Annotated in this window: 13 protein-coding genes; 9 read left to right on the top strand and 4 right to left on the bottom strand. The window is 44.8% G+C overall.

What is annotated here, in order from left to right; translation table 11 throughout:
• Positions 1 to 26 precede the first annotated feature (26 nt).
• The 3 genes from L1D44_RS19840 to L1D44_RS19830 all read left to right on the top strand — a co-directional run bounded on the left by L1D44_RS19840 (position 27) and on the right by L1D44_RS19830 (position 5,511).
• Positions 27 to 2,666 carry an endonuclease gene (locus L1D44_RS19840; protein WP_239892998.1) on the top strand — a complete coding sequence of 880 codons (2,640 nt, stop codon included), beginning with the start codon at positions 27 to 29 and terminating at the stop codon, positions 2,664 to 2,666.
• Positions 2,667 to 2,832: 166 nt separating this feature from the next.
• The gene (gene ushA, locus L1D44_RS19835; protein WP_239892997.1) at positions 2,833 to 4,566 is read left to right on the top strand and encodes a bifunctional UDP-sugar hydrolase/5'-nucleotidase UshA; all 1,734 of its coding nucleotides are present in this window, start codon (positions 2,833 to 2,835) and stop codon (positions 4,564 to 4,566) included.
• A 288-nt stretch (positions 4,567 to 4,854) separates the two neighbouring features.
• Positions 4,855 to 5,511, top strand: coding sequence for a nitroreductase family protein (locus tag L1D44_RS19830; RefSeq protein ID WP_239892996.1), 657 nt, complete (start codon positions 4,855 to 4,857; stop codon positions 5,509 to 5,511).
• A 65-nt stretch (positions 5,512 to 5,576) separates the two neighbouring features.
• Here the strand turns inward: L1D44_RS19830 and L1D44_RS19825 are convergent, their stop codons facing one another.
• A complete protein-coding gene (locus L1D44_RS19825) occupies positions 5,577 to 6,452 on the bottom strand; it encodes a DNA ligase (protein ID WP_239892995.1) in 876 nt (291 codons plus the stop codon).
• A 284-nt stretch (positions 6,453 to 6,736) separates the two neighbouring features.
• Between L1D44_RS19825 and L1D44_RS19820 the strand changes: the two genes are divergently transcribed.
• From L1D44_RS19820 to L1D44_RS19810, 3 genes are all read left to right on the top strand, one after another.
• Positions 6,737 to 7,108, top strand: coding sequence for a diacylglycerol kinase (locus L1D44_RS19820; protein ID WP_239892994.1), 372 nt, complete (start codon positions 6,737 to 6,739; stop codon positions 7,106 to 7,108).
• A 418-nt stretch (positions 7,109 to 7,526) separates the two neighbouring features.
• Positions 7,527 to 8,399, top strand: a complete 873-nt coding sequence (locus L1D44_RS19815; protein ID WP_239892993.1) for a hypothetical protein — start codon at positions 7,527 to 7,529, stop codon at positions 8,397 to 8,399.
• A gap of 268 nt (positions 8,400 to 8,667) precedes the next feature.
• Positions 8,668 to 9,693, top strand: coding sequence for a GGDEF domain-containing protein (locus L1D44_RS19810; protein ID WP_239892992.1), 1,026 nt, complete (start codon positions 8,668 to 8,670; stop codon positions 9,691 to 9,693).
• An 88-nt stretch (positions 9,694 to 9,781) separates the two neighbouring features.
• Here L1D44_RS19810 and L1D44_RS19805 read toward each other — a convergent pair whose 3' ends face one another.
• From L1D44_RS19805 to pdsO, 3 genes are all read right to left on the bottom strand, one after another.
• Positions 9,782 to 10,348: a class GN sortase gene (locus L1D44_RS19805; protein WP_259649673.1), complete on the bottom strand. Its 567-nt coding sequence runs from the start codon at positions 10,346 to 10,348 to the stop codon at positions 9,782 to 9,784.
• A 101-nt stretch (positions 10,349 to 10,449) separates the two neighbouring features.
• Positions 10,450 to 12,735, bottom strand: coding sequence for a marine proteobacterial sortase target protein (locus L1D44_RS19800; RefSeq protein ID WP_239892990.1), 2,286 nt, complete (start codon positions 12,733 to 12,735; stop codon positions 10,450 to 10,452).
• Positions 12,736 to 12,828: 93 nt separating this feature from the next.
• Positions 12,829 to 13,575, bottom strand: a complete 747-nt coding sequence (pdsO, locus tag L1D44_RS19795; protein WP_239892989.1) for a sortase-associated OmpA-like protein PdsO — start codon at positions 13,573 to 13,575, stop codon at positions 12,829 to 12,831.
• Positions 13,576 to 13,819: 244 nt separating this feature from the next.
• On the opposite strand from pdsO, the gene pdsR reads away from it, so the two are divergent.
• From pdsR to L1D44_RS19780, 3 genes are all read left to right on the top strand, one after another.
• Positions 13,820 to 14,512 (top strand): proteobacterial dedicated sortase system response regulator, encoded by a 693-nt coding sequence (pdsR, locus tag L1D44_RS19790; protein WP_239892988.1) that lies wholly within the window; start codon positions 13,820 to 13,822, stop codon positions 14,510 to 14,512.
• A gap of 83 nt (positions 14,513 to 14,595) precedes the next feature.
• Positions 14,596 to 16,782 (top strand): proteobacterial dedicated sortase system histidine kinase, encoded by a 2,187-nt coding sequence (gene pdsS, locus L1D44_RS19785; RefSeq protein ID WP_239892987.1) that lies wholly within the window; start codon positions 14,596 to 14,598, stop codon positions 16,780 to 16,782.
• Positions 16,783 to 16,946: 164 nt separating this feature from the next.
• Positions 16,947 to 18,125: a cystathionine beta-lyase gene (locus L1D44_RS19780; RefSeq protein ID WP_239892986.1), complete on the top strand. Its 1,179-nt coding sequence runs from the start codon at positions 16,947 to 16,949 to the stop codon at positions 18,123 to 18,125.
• Positions 18,126 to 18,241 lie beyond the last annotated feature (116 nt).

Raw genomic sequence — 18,241 nt, 5'->3', positions numbered from 1 at the left:
TTAAAAGATTCAAAAGAGATAACATTATGAGAATTAAAATAAGTGCAGTTGCCACAGCGACTGCCATGTTTTTGGGCACCCTTTCCACCGCCGCCAATGCTAATCTAGTTATTACTGAGTACATAGAAGGTAGCAGCAGCAATAAAGCGCTGGAGATATCCAATGTAGGCGGCAGCACCATAGATCTGGATGCCAACGTTTACAAGCTAAGCCTTTACTTCAACGGCAAAACGACAGTTGGAAAGACTGAAACGTTGAGCGGCACACTGGATGCCGGTAAGAGCATTGTCTACCACAACTCTAGTGCCGGCGATGGCTTTAAGGTCGGCACTGCATCTGAGATTACCTGGTTCAATGGCGATGATGCCATTGTGTTAACCAAGGATGATGCCGTGATCGATCGTTTTGGTAAATTGGGTGAGGACCCAGGTTCGGCTTGGACCGATACAAATAACCCCGATTTCTCCAGTGCTAATAAGACGCTTCGTCGCAAAACCAGTGTTACCACAGGTGATACCGATGCTGGTGCAGCCTTCCCAAGTGATGACCAGTGGGTAGTGTTTGATACTGACACGTCTGATGGCCTTGGCTGCACAGGTGAAAGCGCTTGTAGCGCAGAAGCCACTCCAGGCTTACTCTTGATTACCGAGTATGTCGAAGGCAGCAGCAGTAACAAAGCGATTGAAATCTCCAACGTAGGTGGTACAGCCATTGATCTGGATGCCAATGTTTACAAACTGACGCTATTTGGCAACGGTAAAACAGATCCAGGTAATACCGAGACACTGACGGGCACTCTGGAGCCGGGAAAGAGTATTGTTTTCCATAATGCTAGTGCAGCTGATGAGTTCAAAGTAGGCAGCGCTTCTACCGTAACATACTTCAACGGTGACGATGCTCTGGTATTAACCAAAGACGACGTGGTTATCGATCGCTTCGGTAAGCGTGGTGAAGATCCGGGCTCTGCTTGGACTGATCCAAACGATGCAAATTTCTCCACGGCGAATAAGACGCTACGTCGTAAAGACAATGTCAATACTGGTGACACTGTTGCCGAAGCCGATTTCCCTGGAGCCAACAACCAGTGGGCTGTATTCGATGTCGATACCTCTGACGGTCTTGGTTGTGCTGGTGAGAGTGCCTGTGATGGCTCAGTTACGCCTCCTGAGCCTGAGCCAGAAACAGGTCCTTGCACTAATTGCGAGACTCTGACTCCGGTTGCCGACCCTACTACATTCAATGCTGAAATCTATTACTCTGATGTATTAAGTGGCGATTTTGCCAATGCAGATGAGCTTAAGAACGCCTTGTCAGTCATCATTGCGAAAGATCACAAGTATCTGACCTATAAGCAGGTTTGGAGTACACTGACCCACGCTGACCAAGATCCTGACAATGATAAGAATGTTATTGAGATCTACACGGGTGCCTCTATTTCTAAGTACGACAACCAAACGAGTGGTAGCGGTGCTGGTAAGTGGAACCGAGAGCACGTTTGGGCCAAAAGCCATGGTTTCCCTAGCGACACTCAATGGGGCTATACCGATGCCCACCACCTTCGCCCCGCAGATCCTGGGATCAACACTGCACGAAGCAATAATGACTTTGGTGCGTGTAGCGACACTGGTGAAGAGGTTCTATTCAACGGTCAAGGTACGGGTAACTACCTAGACAAAACTACGGACTGCTGGGAGCCTCGCGATGAGGTGAAAGGCGACGTAGCTCGTATGATCATGTATATGGATACTCGTTATCAGGGTACCGATACAGCTACAACCAATATGCCTGATCTAATTGCAGTTGATCGTCTAACGACTACTGCCGAGGATAGCGAACCGCTAATCGGTACGCTTTGTACTCTGTATGCTTGGAATAAGTTAGACGCTGTTGATAGCTACGAGCAAAACCGTAACAACCAAGTATATAAATATCAGGGTAACCGTAACCCCTTCATTGACCGCCCTGAGTTAGTGCAGCAAGTGTATGGTGCAGCCTGTGGCGACGATCCAAACCCTGGTTTGATAGTCGAAGGTGATATTGTAACTCCTGAGAGCGTAAATGAAGGGGCTGCATATACCATCGATGCTTCTGAAATTACAGCTGGTGAAGGTGTTGCTCTTACGTACAAGTGGGAGCAGATTGTTGGTGAAGAAAAGACCCTTGTTAGCGACAAGGCGATATTGTCTCTGACTGCGCCAATGGTTAAAGCGGACGAGACTTTGAACTTTATCTTGACCATCAGCGACGGTACTTTGGAAACAACTAAAGCTGTTAGCCTGCTCGTGACTAACGTGCCTCTGACTTTAGATGTGACGTTTGCTGGCAACACCCAGCTGACTGAAGGTGATGAAACGTCTATCACAGCGACTGTTGTGGATGCTCCAGAGGACACGAGCTACAGTTGGAAGCAGGTATCTGGAAACACGGCAGTGTTTACCGCTACAGGCCTGACACTTGATGTAACCGCACCTAGCGTAAGTATTGATCAAGTTCTTGTGTTTGAACTCACGGCAACCGTTGACGAAGAAAGCGTCAGCAAGTCTGTTAGCATTGAGGTGAAAAACACCGAAGAAACTGGTTGGACTAAGCCTGATGGGGCGGGTAGTTTAGGTGGCCTTATGACTCTACTGCTACCTCTAATGTGGTGGCGTCGCCGCCAAGGCTAATCATCAGTTAAGCCTATAAAAAGCAGCACTGGGAGCGCTCTGAGTGCTGCTTTTTTAACTTTACAGACGTTGTTTACATCTCGCCTTTTGCGCGTTGAATTCAGAATGAGAAATCAGCCATTAGGGCAAATGACAACGATTATCTGAATAATTTTGAAGGATTATTATGAATACTTCACTCCGTCCTTCTAGCCTACTTCTTACCGGATCAGCTATCGCTCTAACGTTAACATTGAGCGGCTGTGGTAAGGAAAAGGTGGAAGAGCCACCTAAGACGACAGCATCTATCGCCTGTCAAGCTGCTGGTGATGACTGCAAGCGCTTCACCTTGCTTCATACCAATGATCACCACGGCCGTTTTTGGCAAGGCTCTAGAGGTGAGTATGGTATGGCCGCGCGAAAAACCATTCTCGACCAAATTCGCAAAGAAGTCACAGAGCAAGGGGGGGAAACGTTACTGCTCTCAGGTGGCGATATTAACACTGGCGTACCAGAATCTGATCTGCAAGACGCCGAACCTGATTTTATCGGCATGAACCACCTTGGTTATGATGCCATGGCCGTGGGTAACCATGAGTTTGATAATCCATTAACGGTCATGGATAAGCAGAGAGGCTGGTCAAAATTTCCTTGGTTATCGGCCAACATCTATCGCCAAGTAGATGGTGAATGGCAACGCTATTTCGAACCCTACACGTTATTCGAGATTCAAGGCTTGAAACTAGCCGTAGTCGGCCTGACTACCGAGCATACCGCTGAGATAGGTAACCCAGAATTCGTAAAAGATCTTAAATTCACTTCTGCTCAAGCTGAGGCCAAAAATATTTTGGCAGAGTTGGAAGAGAAGCATCAACCGGATCTTGTTTTTGGTCTCACCCATATGGGGCACTATGAAAATGGTAAACATGGTAGTAACGCGCCTGGTGATGTTGCTCTAGCTAAAAGCCTAAAGCCAGGTCAGATCCAAGCAATCATTGGCGGACATTCACAGTTGCCAGTTTGTATGGAAGGTGACACTGGTGAGTACGTAGAAGATTACGGTCGAGATGAGCCTTGTAGGCCTGATCGTCAAAATGGCACTTGGATCATGCAAGCCTACGAATGGGGCAAGTTCGTTGGTCGTGCCGATTTTGAATACTATGGCGGTAAGCTACACTTGGCAAACTACGAGTTGGTACCGGTGAATACGGAAACCAAGTTTGGTTCTTACTATCCTCCTCATATGCTAACTCCTAAGGATAAGGAGACTCTTGAACTGCTTCGCCCTTATCAGCGTAATGGACAGCTGAAGTTGAGAGAGCAGATTGGCGTTGCAAAGGCGGACTTCATTGGTAAGCGTAAGGTTGTTCGTTACCAAGCTACGCCTCTGGGGATGATGATTGCGCACGCTCAAACTCAGCTTCCTATCCCCGCAGATTTTGGGATCATGAACTCAGGTGGTATTCGCGCCACCATAAAAAAAGGGCCTATTCGCTATCGTGATGTGCTTAAGGTGCAGCCTTTTTCTAACAGTGTAACGGTGACAGAGATGAACGGGGCAGAACTGAAGAAGTATTTGTCTAGGGTTGCGCTTAAGACTCGTGGCTCCGGAGGCTTTGCCCACTTCAGCGGCATCAAGATGATTGTTGACTGTAAAGCTAAAGATGTCGACATCAAAACTGTTGGAGGCAAGCCATTCAAACTCACTGATAAATATCGATTTACCCTCCCTAGCTATAACGCTGCGGGCGGTAATAAGTATCCCAAGTTGAAGGAAAAGGCGAGAGACACAGGCTTTATTGATGCAGATATGCTTTATCAATTCATCAAAAAGCATGACACGCTCGATCCTGTCAACTATGACAGAGCTAAAGATGTTCGCTATATCAACTCCAGGAGTTCTGATGGCTGTGGCAGTTAAACTTATCAGTTAATAAGATAATACCTGAAGTCTAGAAACAGAGCCCAACCTGTCGATGGGGCATACGCTATGGATTCATCATCGTATGCCCCAATTAACCGCTGCGAGCAGTCAGTGACTTAACAATATCATGCGCAAATTCTATATAGCTAAAGCGACACAATAAACGCTCATTACCAAAATAATTTTGATAATAAATCAATATGCAAACACTATTTCCATGCATAAGATACAGGTAGGATAGCAGCCACTAAATTATTGCTCCCCAAGCCACATTAGGATACTGAAATGACTCACCCAATTATTGCCGATCTTGAAAGCCGTTACACCACAAAACGTTATGATGCTTCTAAGCGTATTCCTCAAGCTGATCTTGATGTGATCTATCAAGCAATGAGCCTTTCGGCTTCATCTATCAATTCACAACCTTGGAAGTTCATCGTAATTGAAAGCGATGAAGCTAAGCAACGTATGCATGATACGTTCGCCAACAAGTTTCAATTTAACCAACCTCATATTAAGTCTGCATCGCACATTGTGCTCTTCGCTCACAACCCTAAATACACTCGTGACGATTACGCCAAGGTGATTGACAAAGGTATTAGCGACGGACGTATGGGAGCTGAAGACAGAGAGCAGGCATTTGGCGCCTATGCTTTCGTAGAGCTAAACACTGATGAGGCTGGTAACAATGCTGCTTGGACCAAATCTCAAACCTATTTAGCCTTAGGCAATACACTACATACCCTTGCTCGATTAGGAATAGACTCCACCACAATGGAAGGTGTTGATAACGAGTTAATCGGTGAAATCTTCAAAGAAGAGTTAGGTGGTTACCAATGTGATGTTGCTCTGGCCATGGGTTATCACCACAGTGAAGAAGACTATAACGCTGCGCTACCTAAATCACGCCTTGCTATGGAAGACGTTCTTCAAGTGCTTTAACACAACTTAATTGACAAAAGTCAGGTTCAAATATTATTGAGCCTGACTTTTTATTGTGTGTTAGATTACTGTGCTTGCCTTACTCGCAAAAAACTAGCAAACCTTGGTGTACCTTTTTGCGTCAACCCGTAGTATTTATAGGTCACTAAGCTGCCAATTCTTGGCGGGCTTTGCCTTTGAGCTAACGTGAACCCCGTTCCTAAGTTAAATATTACTCCCTGTTCGTTTTTAACGATCAGCGCCCCCATCATGCCACTAAAGCGCCCCTTACCTTGCGTATAACCAATGACCTTTGCTTCGGCATCATAAAAAGGCTTTACTTTAACGATATCGTTACTGCGACCCGCTTTATAAAAGGCACTTTTCTTATGCAACATGAGCCCTTCCCCGCCTTTTGCAACCACCTCTTGCAAGTCAGTATCAAGTACGTGGTAATTTTCAAGCTGATATTGGGTGATGACCTTTAAGTATGGGCTAATATGGCTTAATTCCTTGAGCGCCTTACGGTAACGTAATTCAAAAACGCTAGCCTCGTCAGGCAAATCAAACACCATAAATTTGACCGTTTGCCACTCAGCCTTACTCGCTTGGGATTTTCTGACTATCGCTGATACTTGCTCGAATGCTCCTCGTTTAATCCATAGCTCGCCATCTAACGGATAGTTAGGAAAATCTTTAACAAACCAAGCTGGCGCAGCTATTTCTCGGCCGGAACGACTGTGCATCGATTTGCCATCCCAATAACCTCTTACACCATCAAGCTTTTCACTGACTAGATATTCGGTAATATCGGCCACAGGCTTTTGCAACGTTGAGGCTAACTGAATAGAGGGTTTATCAGGGCTTTTATCATGCAGCTCTTCGGCGTAAATTCTGTCGATGCTGCCAAGGTAAGCCAAAAGTAACCAGAATAAAAATCCGATGAACTGTCTCGATAACATATACCTTACTCCTTGTTTGCTTCCGCACATCCTGTGCTTATGCTCTATCGTCAATAGATCTAACTCGCAGACGCTTAAGTCTAGTCGGAATGACTATAACTCGCTACATTCAAGGTCATAGACGAGTTAATAGCCACAAACAATAGGTTGGGCATTTTGAATTAAATCAAAAAAGGAACATGATATACTCCGTGACAAATTTTTAGTTATCTAGCTAAAGATATTGTTATCGGATGACTATCATCCACGAGTAAACACTATTATGAATACTATTTTGGAATGCTATGAAACCTGCTAATAATCACGGAATAAAGCGCATAATCAGGGCCACAGGATTTTCAATGCAGGGCCTAAAATTGGCATGGCAGCATGAAGCGGCGTTTAGGCAAGAGTTGATGTTAGCGGCAATTATGCTGCCTATCGCACTTTTGGTGGATGTGACGACGGTAGAACGCGTTTTACTCCTGTTAGGCTTATTTTTAGTGTTGATTGTCGAGCTGTTAAATTCAGCGATCGAAGCTGTTGTCGATAGAATTAGCAGTGAGCACCATTCCTTGAGCGGTCAAGCGAAAGATATCGCTTCTGCGGCCGTGTTTATGAGCCTTACTTTTTGTGGGTTAACTTGGGCACTCATTCTTCTTCCCAAACTGTTTTAACAGATCCCTCCTTCACAACTAAAAAACCATAAGCGCTAAGTCTTATTTAGCGCTTAATCCCCATTAAATGGGCGCTCACTTACCCCTGCGCTAAAGCAATCAGTAGAGGGGATATCGCTCAGCAAGTGTTTAACGCTTATGGGCTAGGCAACGAATTGCCAAACACACTCTGGTAGCTCTCTTTCTTATTATGAGTGCTATACCTTCAAGCTGAATAATCATGCTCGATTAAAAGTTGACCAAACCACTGCAAATAACATCCTTCACCAACAACATCTTTGCTGCATCAGATCAAATAAACCGCACATTTTTTGAAACAAATTATTCACATCCATATAGATCCTGCTATGCTAGAAAAAATAATAAAAGCACTATTTATTTAGTCCTAATAAGAATAAAAAACACGGAGTCACTTTTAATGGTTAAAAGTTTCATCATTCGCAGCGCCGTCACTATGGCTTTGATCGCGAGTCCAGTAACTTTTGCAGATAGCAGTACAGTTATCCGAATCGGTGGCTTTTATGCTAATACTGACTCAACCATTGATGTTAATGATCCTATTTTAGGCAATGAATTCGTACTGGATTTCGAGTCAGACCTAAAATTAGAAGAGTCTCAATTTTTACCTTTCTTCGAGTTTTCTCATCACTTTAACGATCGACACACCTTGTATGTCGATTGGAAGCAGTTGCACCGTAACGCCTTAGTTCAGTCAGTTGAAAAGCCATTTCAATTTACCTGGGATGATACCACCTACGATATTAAGGCTGGCATATCATTAGATACCACTTTAAATATCGATATTATGCGAGTCGGTTATGGTTACGATATATGGCAAGGCCATAACTATGATGTGGGTGTTTCAGTAGGCTTACATGCCATGTTTATAAAAACCGCATTTAAGGGGGACATAGGGATCTGTGATATCGCCACTGAAGCTCGCTGCCCCGATACGGTTGAGATCCCTAAGGTGGTGGATGAAAAGCTCACCGCACCGCTACCCGATATTGGCGTCTATGGCTCCTATGAATTTTATCCCGGTTTTAAACTCAATGGCCATGCACAGTATTTTTATATCAAATTGGACGATCTTAAGGGTGGGTTAGTCGATGTAAGAATGGGCGTTGAGGCGGCTATCAGTGAGAACTGGTATATGACCGCAGCCTTTAACTACTACGAAGTTGACGTTGAATATACATCAACGGTTACTGACGCCGATATCAAGATTGCCGATTACAACATCTATTACAGTTTTATCGGACCTATGCTTTCGGTCAGTTATCACTTTTAAATCAGCACTGCCTAAACAAAACTATTTAGCTCATTCAGGAAGTTAAGGAGATAATCAAGGTAACAGTTACATGCTTATTCTCTCGCCATTGGCTTTGTGGTTCGGATCATTATTAGTGTTCTGTTTAGGCTTTTTTTAAAGTTCTGTATCGGCGCAAAACATAATAGAATGGCTCATAAAAATGCATAATGGTGTCAGCTACTCACTTGCATGCATGAATGAATACAAACAATAAAACCAAAAACTAATACGCAATTAAGGCACTGCAATGGCTAATCCACTGCTAAAGGAATCGGCATTAAAGTTGAAAAAAGCCATTCCTCTAATGCTTAAGCACCAAATCCCCACTACGCCAACAAACTACGCATTATGGTATGCCTATGTCGATGAAAAAAGTCCTAAACTCAACCGACATTTAGATGAAATTGTTGGCCAATATAACACTTGCCCTCCCAGCTATAGTGAGCGCCTATATAGAGAGTACTTAGCTGAGCCTGCTGCTATAAATGTGATCGATATGCGCCTTAACCTCGATGCTATGGTCACAGAGTTGTCGCAGTCACTCAAAGATACCAATCTCGATGCTAGCCAGTTTCACCACAAGATAAGTAATAATTACGACAAGCTAAATAAAATTGAAAATGAAGGCTTTAGTATTGAAGAAGTATTAGCCGTTGTTAAAGGCCTTGTTCGAGACTCCAATGAGATCCGCGTCAGTGCTCAGCACTTTTCGGCCCAGTTAGCTAAGGCGCAATCTGAAATTGATGCACTAAAAGAACAGTTAAAACAGTCAGAGCATGATATGCACTATGACGCATTAACTGGCTCACTGAATCGCCGTGCATTTGATAGTGATCTTAAGGGGATCTTGGAGCAGCAGCCACAAGGACTCTGCCTGATCATCGCCGATATCGATCACTTTAAGGTATTTAACGACACCTATGGCCACCAGCTAGGCGATCAAGTACTAAAAGCAGTTACCAAACGATTAACTGAAGCCTGTAAAGACGGCACCAAGCTTTATCGCTTTGGTGGAGAAGAGTTTGCGCTTATCGTACCTAAGAGCCAGTTAAGACGTGCGCGTCAACTGGCTGAGTCTATGCGCCGCAGTTTAGAAAAACTCACCTTAAAAGATAGACGTAAAGGCGAAACCATAAACAACATCAGCGCGTCTTTTGGAGTGGCCGAGTATCGAGTCAACGATAGCCATGGTTCGTTAATTGATCGCGCCGACAGCCAGTTGTATCAAGCAAAACACCTTGGTCGAAACCGTGTCATGCCAATAATACGTTAAACGTCATTTCGAGTTCATGTGGGTTTCATTCAGCCCTAATTGGTCATAGAAATAGCGACCTACTTTATCAAAAAGCAGGTCGTTAATCTTAAATAGGTTCTGCCTTAACCACAAACCGCAGTGGGCCACCGGAAAAATTGGCCCCAAATGGATAGCAAGTCACTAAGGTTAACTCCTTTTCTCCCCTGTCTTGAACCACACTCATATCTGACTCATGGGTCACTTGCGTTGCAAATACTCGGTATAAATTGCGTTTACCCGAAACGCTTTGCACCTGGATTAACTGTCCGACTTTAATGCCGTTAAGCCTAGCAAAGTGAGTATCTCTATGACCAGCGATAACCGTATTACCTTGGTCATCAAATTCTGAACTTGATAACATTAATGCCGGACCGAAGGCCAAGTTTCGACCCGTTGCACCCGAGAGGACATAAAGACTGTCACTATTATCTCTATCATGTAATTGTCGTCCTCCCTGACTTGTAGTCGTCGATAAAAACTCCAACTTAGCAACGGGATGGGTGTCGGCCCACGACCAAGGTTTATGGGGTTTACGATCTTCGAGTGTTTTTTGCCAAGCTTGCTGAATAAGAAACTGGGCAAAATGTGCTTTAGCTTGCATATATCCTCCTTGAGTAAGTAAAAGCACTCCCATAGCTAATAACAGCCAGGGGAAGTATCGATGGAAGCGCCAGCAGAGGCCATTACCGCCCCCCGTTCGAGGGTGTGAGTTCATGTTTTGACCGCTAAAACCTATCACCGCCCTTCCTCACTAATCTCTGGACGACGAAAGGACAGACGGTAGAGCACAGCAAGTAGCAGTAATACCGAGCCAAAAATAATAAACACGTAACTATTAGTACCAGTTTGGGGCAAAGTTTGTAGGGAGCCTTGCCAACCACGAGGCAAATGCTGCATCACCTTGGCTAGCTTAGCCTCAACACCTTGTGGCTTTGAAGGGGTTAAATCTACCGCCACCAAACTGGTATAGGCACTCATGATGTGAAAGTTCATTGCGATAGCGGTGATCTGTTTTTCAACACGCTCTCGATTGGCTCCCTGTTTGCTTAGTTCCAGTGCCGCTATCTGCTTTCGAGCCCAAACTAGATCTAAACCTTTTGCTTGCTCAGTGGCATTAACGGATAATCTGCGCTGCCAAAACTGCCCCGCTAACTGACCTTGAATTAACAAGTCATTACTGACATAGCTAGGTAACTTAACGGCCACCAATAGAGGTTCATCGGCATAAAGATCGGGAATGCGTACAGGCCAATAATCTGGCACGCTACCATCGCTAAACCTAAGATCCACATCCGTTACCTGAGGCTTTTCTATCTTCTCAAGTAGGCTCACCACTTTATGATTAACCTCATCTAGCTTACCAATATAGGTAAACGTACCGCGACCTAATTGCGCAGCCCTTTGCATAAAGTGGGCATTGGGTGCGGCGCCTATCCCAATGGTAAACAAACGACTTTCACCGAGTTGTGCCTCAATTTGCTCAAATAACATCGCCTCATTCGCAACCGCACCATCGGTAATAAACAACACTTGGCGCAGCCTGTTTGGAGCATGCTCTTTATTATCAATGCCAGTTTCGATATTTAGCGCCGAATTGAGCGCAATCGACATTTCGGTGCCACCATTAGCCTGCAAACGATTAATATAATTTTGGGCTCGCCCTAGGTTAACTGCCGTTGCGTGCATTGCCCTATCGGACCATTTTTCAACCTCAGAATTAAACTGCAAAATATTAAAGCTATCTTGAGGCCTTAACCCTGCTAAAGCATATTTGAGGGCTGCTTTGGCTTGTATAATGGCATCACCAGACATAGAACCAGAGGTGTCGATGACTAAGATCAACTCCCTTGGGATTACTAAATCATGCTGAGTCGCCCCTTGAGGTGGTATCAGCATCACTAGGGCATATTTGTCACTTGCAGGTAGTGCTGGCATTGCCATATCTGATGACTGCTCAGTTGCCGATTTTGATGGAGCTAAGTTTGAGGGAGTAAGGTTCAACTCCGTAGAAACCGAGGGAATATGAGTGCCATGTGTTTTGCCTACCTGAGAAAACACCGCTGCAGTAGGCTCACTACCTTGAATAGGCTGCCAACTCAAAACGAAGTCTCTATTCGCAATTGCCTCCCCTTGTAAGCTGACTAACGCGCCGCCATCCTCCGCCACATCCACATTAATCTGGTGATAGGGACTGCGGATCTGTTCAATGGGCATTGCGCTATCAAAAGTCACTTTCAAGTTGATTCGATTGTTATTGCCTCGCTGGTAGACTCTTCCTGCCTCAGATATTAGGCGTAGAGCAGAAACTTGATTGTGAATATTAAATGAGCTTTGCTCTTGTTTTGCGTAATACTTGGCATATTCAGCAGGCTTAGTGCTACGACCTATCTCATCACTTAGGGCTCTTGCTTCGTTAGCTGTTACGTTATAAACACTAGCAGTTTGCTCAGGCGCGTACCTTGGTGCCACTACCATAGGAAAGCGAAGACTAAACTCTCCGTCACGATAATCCAAAGTTTCTTGATAGGTCAGCTCCACAATCAGCAATTCATTAGGGGCGAGATTAGCCACTTTCGTACTAAAGATATTGGGCCTTCTTTGCTCAAGTAAACTGGCCTTTTTTCCCTGAGCTTTTGCTTGTTCAAATATCGCCTTTGCCTTGGCTTTAGGTTGAATTTGTCCCTCTATCACCCTATCGCCAATATGAAGCTTAAGTTGATCAACAGCCGCTTCATTAGGTAAGGGGAATAGATAGTCGCCATTAACCCAGTCACTGCTATTATTTTTAAATTCGTGGCGCACAGAAACACGATTGATCCAACCGGAAACCTGCATACTGACCTCGGTTTGCATTGGTAGAGCCAACGCTGTCTCTCCTTGAGCGTTCTCAAACACTAGGCTCCCCTGCTTAACGTCATCAATTGAAAAGGTTTCTGTCGCTATCATCGCCATTGTATTCATTGGTAACAGCAAACAAAAAATCGATAACATCATCACTTTCATGTTGATTTTAGCTGCCATTAGAGCCCCCAAGCGGGGGCCTCCTTGGCGATGACTTAGCTTTGATAAATACACAGTCATCTGTTACTCCTCTTGATGTTCTCTTTCTAGCTACTACTTAGTCGCATTAGCAGCTAGTGCACTGTTTTGGTTTTGCAGTTTCAGTGTCACTCGTCGATCGAAAAAGTCGTTCTCAAAGCTTTGCTCAGCCATCAATGGCGAGGAGTCACCAAAAGCCTGATTATTTAGACGCTCTTCGGCAACGCCCTGCTCAACTAGATAGTTTTTAACTTCAGCGACCCGCTGCTCAGACAAAGCTTGGTTATAATCACCATCTCCACGGCGGTCAGCATAACCGGTAAGGTCCAGAGTTAGCTCAGGCGATAACGACATGGCATAGGCGATATCGTTAAGCTGTTGTTGGAAATGCGGTTCGATAACAGATGAACCCGTTTTAAATTGCACATTAAGCCCCAGTGCCAATTCGGTTAACTTTTGCTCTTGTGCCATCTTTAATGTGGTCAATTGTTGCTGCGCCTGCTCATATTGATCTGATAACTCAACTAGCGACTGCTTTTGTTGATTTAACTCGACAAGCTCTTGCTCTCGCTCGGTTAACATGGCTTGTTGGGTTTTCAATTCATCATCGTCTCCGACAGACTTACCTAATAAGGTGCCAGTAAATCCGCCGATGATTGCACCAACTGGTCCACCGACTATCGCCCCAACAACAATGCCCGAACTTAGGCCAATTAATTCTTCATTGTGACTGCGATCAGATTCAACAACCTGCTCAGCAGAGGCGTGAGTCGAAAACACTAAGGCGCCGATAACTAAACTAGAGATAAGTTGCTTTTTCATATGTAGTTCCCTTTTATATCGCTATTTAATTGGCGGGGTTAATCGCCATAATTTGGTTTAAGAAGTTGTATCTATTCGATGGAGCTATTAAACCGCAGTGAAATGGCTTTTAAGGGGAGTAAAAGTGGCAAATTGAATATCAATTGTGGCAACAAAATGGCAATCGCAGCTTGCATCTTTAAACGCGATTATTTTCCTGTATAGTCACAATCAATTAGACAGTTAACACCAAATACAAGAAGTCATGAAACGAATTGCCATAGTAGAAGATGAAGCTGCGATCAGAGAAAATTATAAAGAAGTGTTGCAGCAACAAGGTTACTGCGTACAAGCCTATGCCAATAGGCCCGAAGCCATGCTGGCGTTTAATACACGTCTACCGGATCTGGCAATTATCGATATTGGTTTAGAAAATGAGATCGATGGTGGCTTTACTCTATGTCAATCACTACGAGCCATGTCGAGCACTCTACCTATTATTTTCTTAACCGCCCGTGATAGTGACTTTGATACCGTTTGTGGTCTTCGCCTCGGGGCGGATGATTACTTGAGTAAAGATGTGAGCTTTCCCCACCTTATCGCCAGACTTGCAGCGCTATTTAGACGTTCGGATCTTAAAAATGTCGGCAGCGATGATAGCCATATTATCGAGCACGGTCTGCTCACCATAGATGTTAATCGCATGCGGGTCTGCTGGAGTGGCATACAGATTGAACTCACGGTAACCGAGTTTTGGATGGTGCATGCGCTGGCGAAACGCCCTGGGCATGTGCGTCAACGCCAAGAATTAATGCAGGAAGCAAAAATATTCGTTGATGACTCGACCATTACTTCCCATGTAAAACGAATTCGGAAGAAATTTATCGCCCAAGATCCCGACTTTAACTGTATCGATACCGTCTACGGCATGGGGTATCGCTGGGATTCACACAGTTAATTCTCTTTTATTTTCAAAGGGGCGCTTTACGGCGCCACGTGACTAACTTCATTTAGGTTATTAATTAGGTACGGCATTCATTCATGTTTAATTTGCCCATAGGTCTGCGCACTAAAGTCGCAGTGTTATCTCTGTTTCTGCTCTGCCTGCCCTGGCTTGGGTATCAGTACGTGTGGGAGATGGAGAAGTACCTGCGCCACGGTCAAGAAAAAACCTTAGAGGGCACGACTCAGGCATTAGCAACGGCGCTTCACGAACGACCAAAGCTATTTGACAGCCAAGCGAGCTTCTTGACTCAGGTCGAAAAAGGCCGCGATCTGTATGCCTACCCGCTTTCCGGTCCAATTCAGCTCGATGGCAAGTTGTCGGACTGGAGCAGTTACCGCCACCGAGCGCTGAATTATGGCAGCGACTACCAGATCTATAAACGCGATGAAAACCAGCCCCTCGCAGTTAGCTTTACCCATATGGTGGGAAAATACGCGGGATACCTTTACGCCTTCTTCGAAGTCAATGATCCCCATGTGATCTACCGTGGCAAGAACAGCCTCAGCATAGATAGAAACGACCACATCGCTATTGCGACGCTCGCTCCCGATGGCATGTTCCGCCGTTATATTATCGCCACCACTCAAGACGGTTGGATCAGTGCTTTTGAACTGCCAGAAGATCCCAGTCTCACTAAGCCAGTGACGCCAGAGGTCAAAATTCAAGGTAAATGGACTAAGACCGAGCAAGGTTACAATGTCGAAGTTCGGATCCCGCTTAATATGGTAGGCAGTAAGCTAGGCTTTGCCGTTTATGACGTCAACGATAAAAATAGCCGTACCTTGGATGCAGTTGTTGGCACCTCGGCTATTGATGATGTCAGTAAACTAGGCACTGTACTGGTGCCATCACCAGAAATTGAAAGCATCATTAAAGGTATGAGCCATAATAGCTCACGAATTTGGGTGGTAGATAAACACGGTCGCGTACTGGCAAAATCCGGCGATATTCGCTCCGATAACAGCGTTTGGTCTCGTTCAACCACAGAAAAAGAGAGTAACTCTACTTGGGAGCAATTTAAGCGAAAATACCTACATCCGCTTTACTATAAAATCCTCACCATACCGGCCAAAGACTTTATCGACTCCTTACAAGACTCGACAGTATTGCAAGGTAGCCATATCTCTAAGGCACTCAATGGCGAGCAAGGCTCCACCTGGCGACTCACCCCCGACAACAAAGCTGTGGTACTTGCAGCTGCTAGTCCTATCTGGATCGATGACAAGGTTATGGGCGTTGTTATCGCTGAGGAGACCACCCATGGTATTCGCACCCTCAGAAACAAAGCCTTAGAAAAACTATTTAATGTCATTTTAACCATTATGAGTATGGGCACTTTGGCGTTATTTTTCTTTGCCTCTAATATCTCTAGTCGTATCCGAAAACTACGTGATGAGGCCGAGCAAGCCATCGATAGCCAAGGGCGAATAAAGAATGAAATTCAAGGCTCAAAAGTCCGCGATGAGATTGGTGATTTGTCTCGTAGCTTTGCCAGTATTGTCAGCCGCTTGAGTCAATACACTCATTATTTAGAGAATATGTCATCACGCTTATCTCACGAGCTTAGAACACCTGTTGCCGTGGTACGATCATCATTAGAACATCTTGGGTTGCAGGAGCTTAACCCTGACACTCGAAAATATGTTGACCGGGCACAAGAAGGGGTTAACCGCCTCAACATGATCCTCAATAATATGAGCGAGGCAACTCGCCTAGAGGAGAGCCTATCTCATGCTGAAAAAACCGTGTTCCCATTGGAGAGAGTCATCAGCGGTTGCATGCAAGGCTACCAAATGACCTATCCGGATCAGACATTCAGCCTAGAGATCATCAACGAAGAAACGCCCATTGTTGGCGTACCAGAATATATCGCCCAACTAATGGATAAACTTATTGCTAACGCATTAGAGTTTAGTCATGAACAGAGCCCAATCCATGTTTCACTAAAAGTAAAAAACAAATTTGCCGAGCTATGCGTCAGTAACCTAGGGCCCGCCCTCCCTGAAAATATGGCCGAGCAAATTTTTGAATCCATGGTGTCTGTACGTCCACAAAAAGCGCAAGAAAAGCCCCATTTAGGGCTAGGGTTATATATCGCTCGATTGATCTGTCAGTTCCATCAAGGCCAGATAAGCGCTAGCAATGTTCAGCAAAAGTCTGGTGAGATCACTGGTGTTGAGATAAAAATTAGATTGCCATTGAGCAAAGAGAGTCTGTCGTAAATATGAGATGAGACCAAATATGGCGTAGAAAACAGCTTAGTCAATCAATACAGAAAGCAATACAAAAGGATCATGAAAATATAGACACTTATTCTTATAGACACTTTTTTTTAGCCGTTTAGATGTTAAGATGGCTAAAAATAAAAACTGATGGAATTCGCCCGATGAAAAAAGAAACTCAAATAGTCAGTCTTGGTCGCGATAGAAAATGGACACAAGGAGTCATCAACCCACCCATTTACCGCGCTTCCACCATGGTGTTCGATACCATAGAAGATATGCGCTTTGCCGCAAAGAATAAGGCTAATGGCGAGATGTTCTATGGTCGCCGCGGCGGCCCGACTCATTTTGCCTTTCAAGCGGCCATCGCCGAGCTTGAAGGTGGTGTAGGCACCGCCCTCTACCCATCAGGCAGCGCAGCCATCAGTAACAGTCTGCTGTCATTTTTAAAAGCAGGAGACCACCTGTTGATGGTCGATAGCGCCTATGAACCCACTCGCGATCTGTGTAATAAATTACTGGCTGGCTACGGCATCGAAACTACCTATTATGATCCTATGATAGGTGAGGGTATTGAAGCCTTAATTCGGCCAAACACTAAGGTACTGTTCTTGGAGTCTCCAGGTTCTATCACCATGGAAGTGCAAGATGTACCAACGCTAAGTCGTATTGCCCACCAGCATGACATCGTTGTGATGCTCGACAATACTTGGGCATCGCCAATTAATAGCCGCCCTTTTGAAATGGGCGTCGATATTTCAATTCAAGCGGCGACCAAGTACATTGTTGGCCACTCCGATGTAATGATGGGCACAGCAACTGCAAACGAGAAGCATTGGGAACAATTGCGAGAAAATAGCTACCTACTCGGCCAGTGTACCTCTCCCGATGATGTTTACCTTGCTAGCCGCGGTCTAAGAACCTTGGGTATTCGTTTAGCCCAACATGAACAAAATGCACTTAAAATCGCCAACTGGCTAAATAACCGACCAGAAGTCGATCACCTGCGCCATCCTGCTTTCGAGTCTTGTCCTGGTCATGAGTTTTTTAAACGTGATTTTAGTGGCTCCAACGGCTTGTTCTCATTTGTGCTCAAACAAGGTGACATCAAATCGGTTACAGCCTTTGTGGAAAATATGCAACACTTCAAGATGGGCTTCTCTTGGGGCGGATTTGAAAGCTTGATTTTAGGGGTATTTGGTATCGATAAACTGCGCACCGCGACCCATTGGGACAGCACAAAGCCACTTATACGTTTGCATATTGGCCTTGAGAACGTCGATGACTTAATCGCCGATCTTGACGCAGCCTTTGAGCGCTACAACCAAGTATTAAATAGCTGATATTATATTGTTAGCCTTGTGCGCTTCATCATTAATACAATAAGCATCATCACAAGCCGACTATTTATGTCGGCTTGCTTGTATTTATCACTCGAAAAAGATTATTTATTTTAGCT

It is taken from the genome of Shewanella sp. Isolate13 (genome assembly GCF_022398325.1).
In the GTDB taxonomy this organism is placed as follows: domain Bacteria; phylum Pseudomonadota; class Gammaproteobacteria; order Enterobacterales; family Shewanellaceae; genus Shewanella.
The sequence above is the reverse complement of the archived record's forward strand: the minus strand, read 5'-3'. Positions and strand labels throughout refer to the sequence as shown.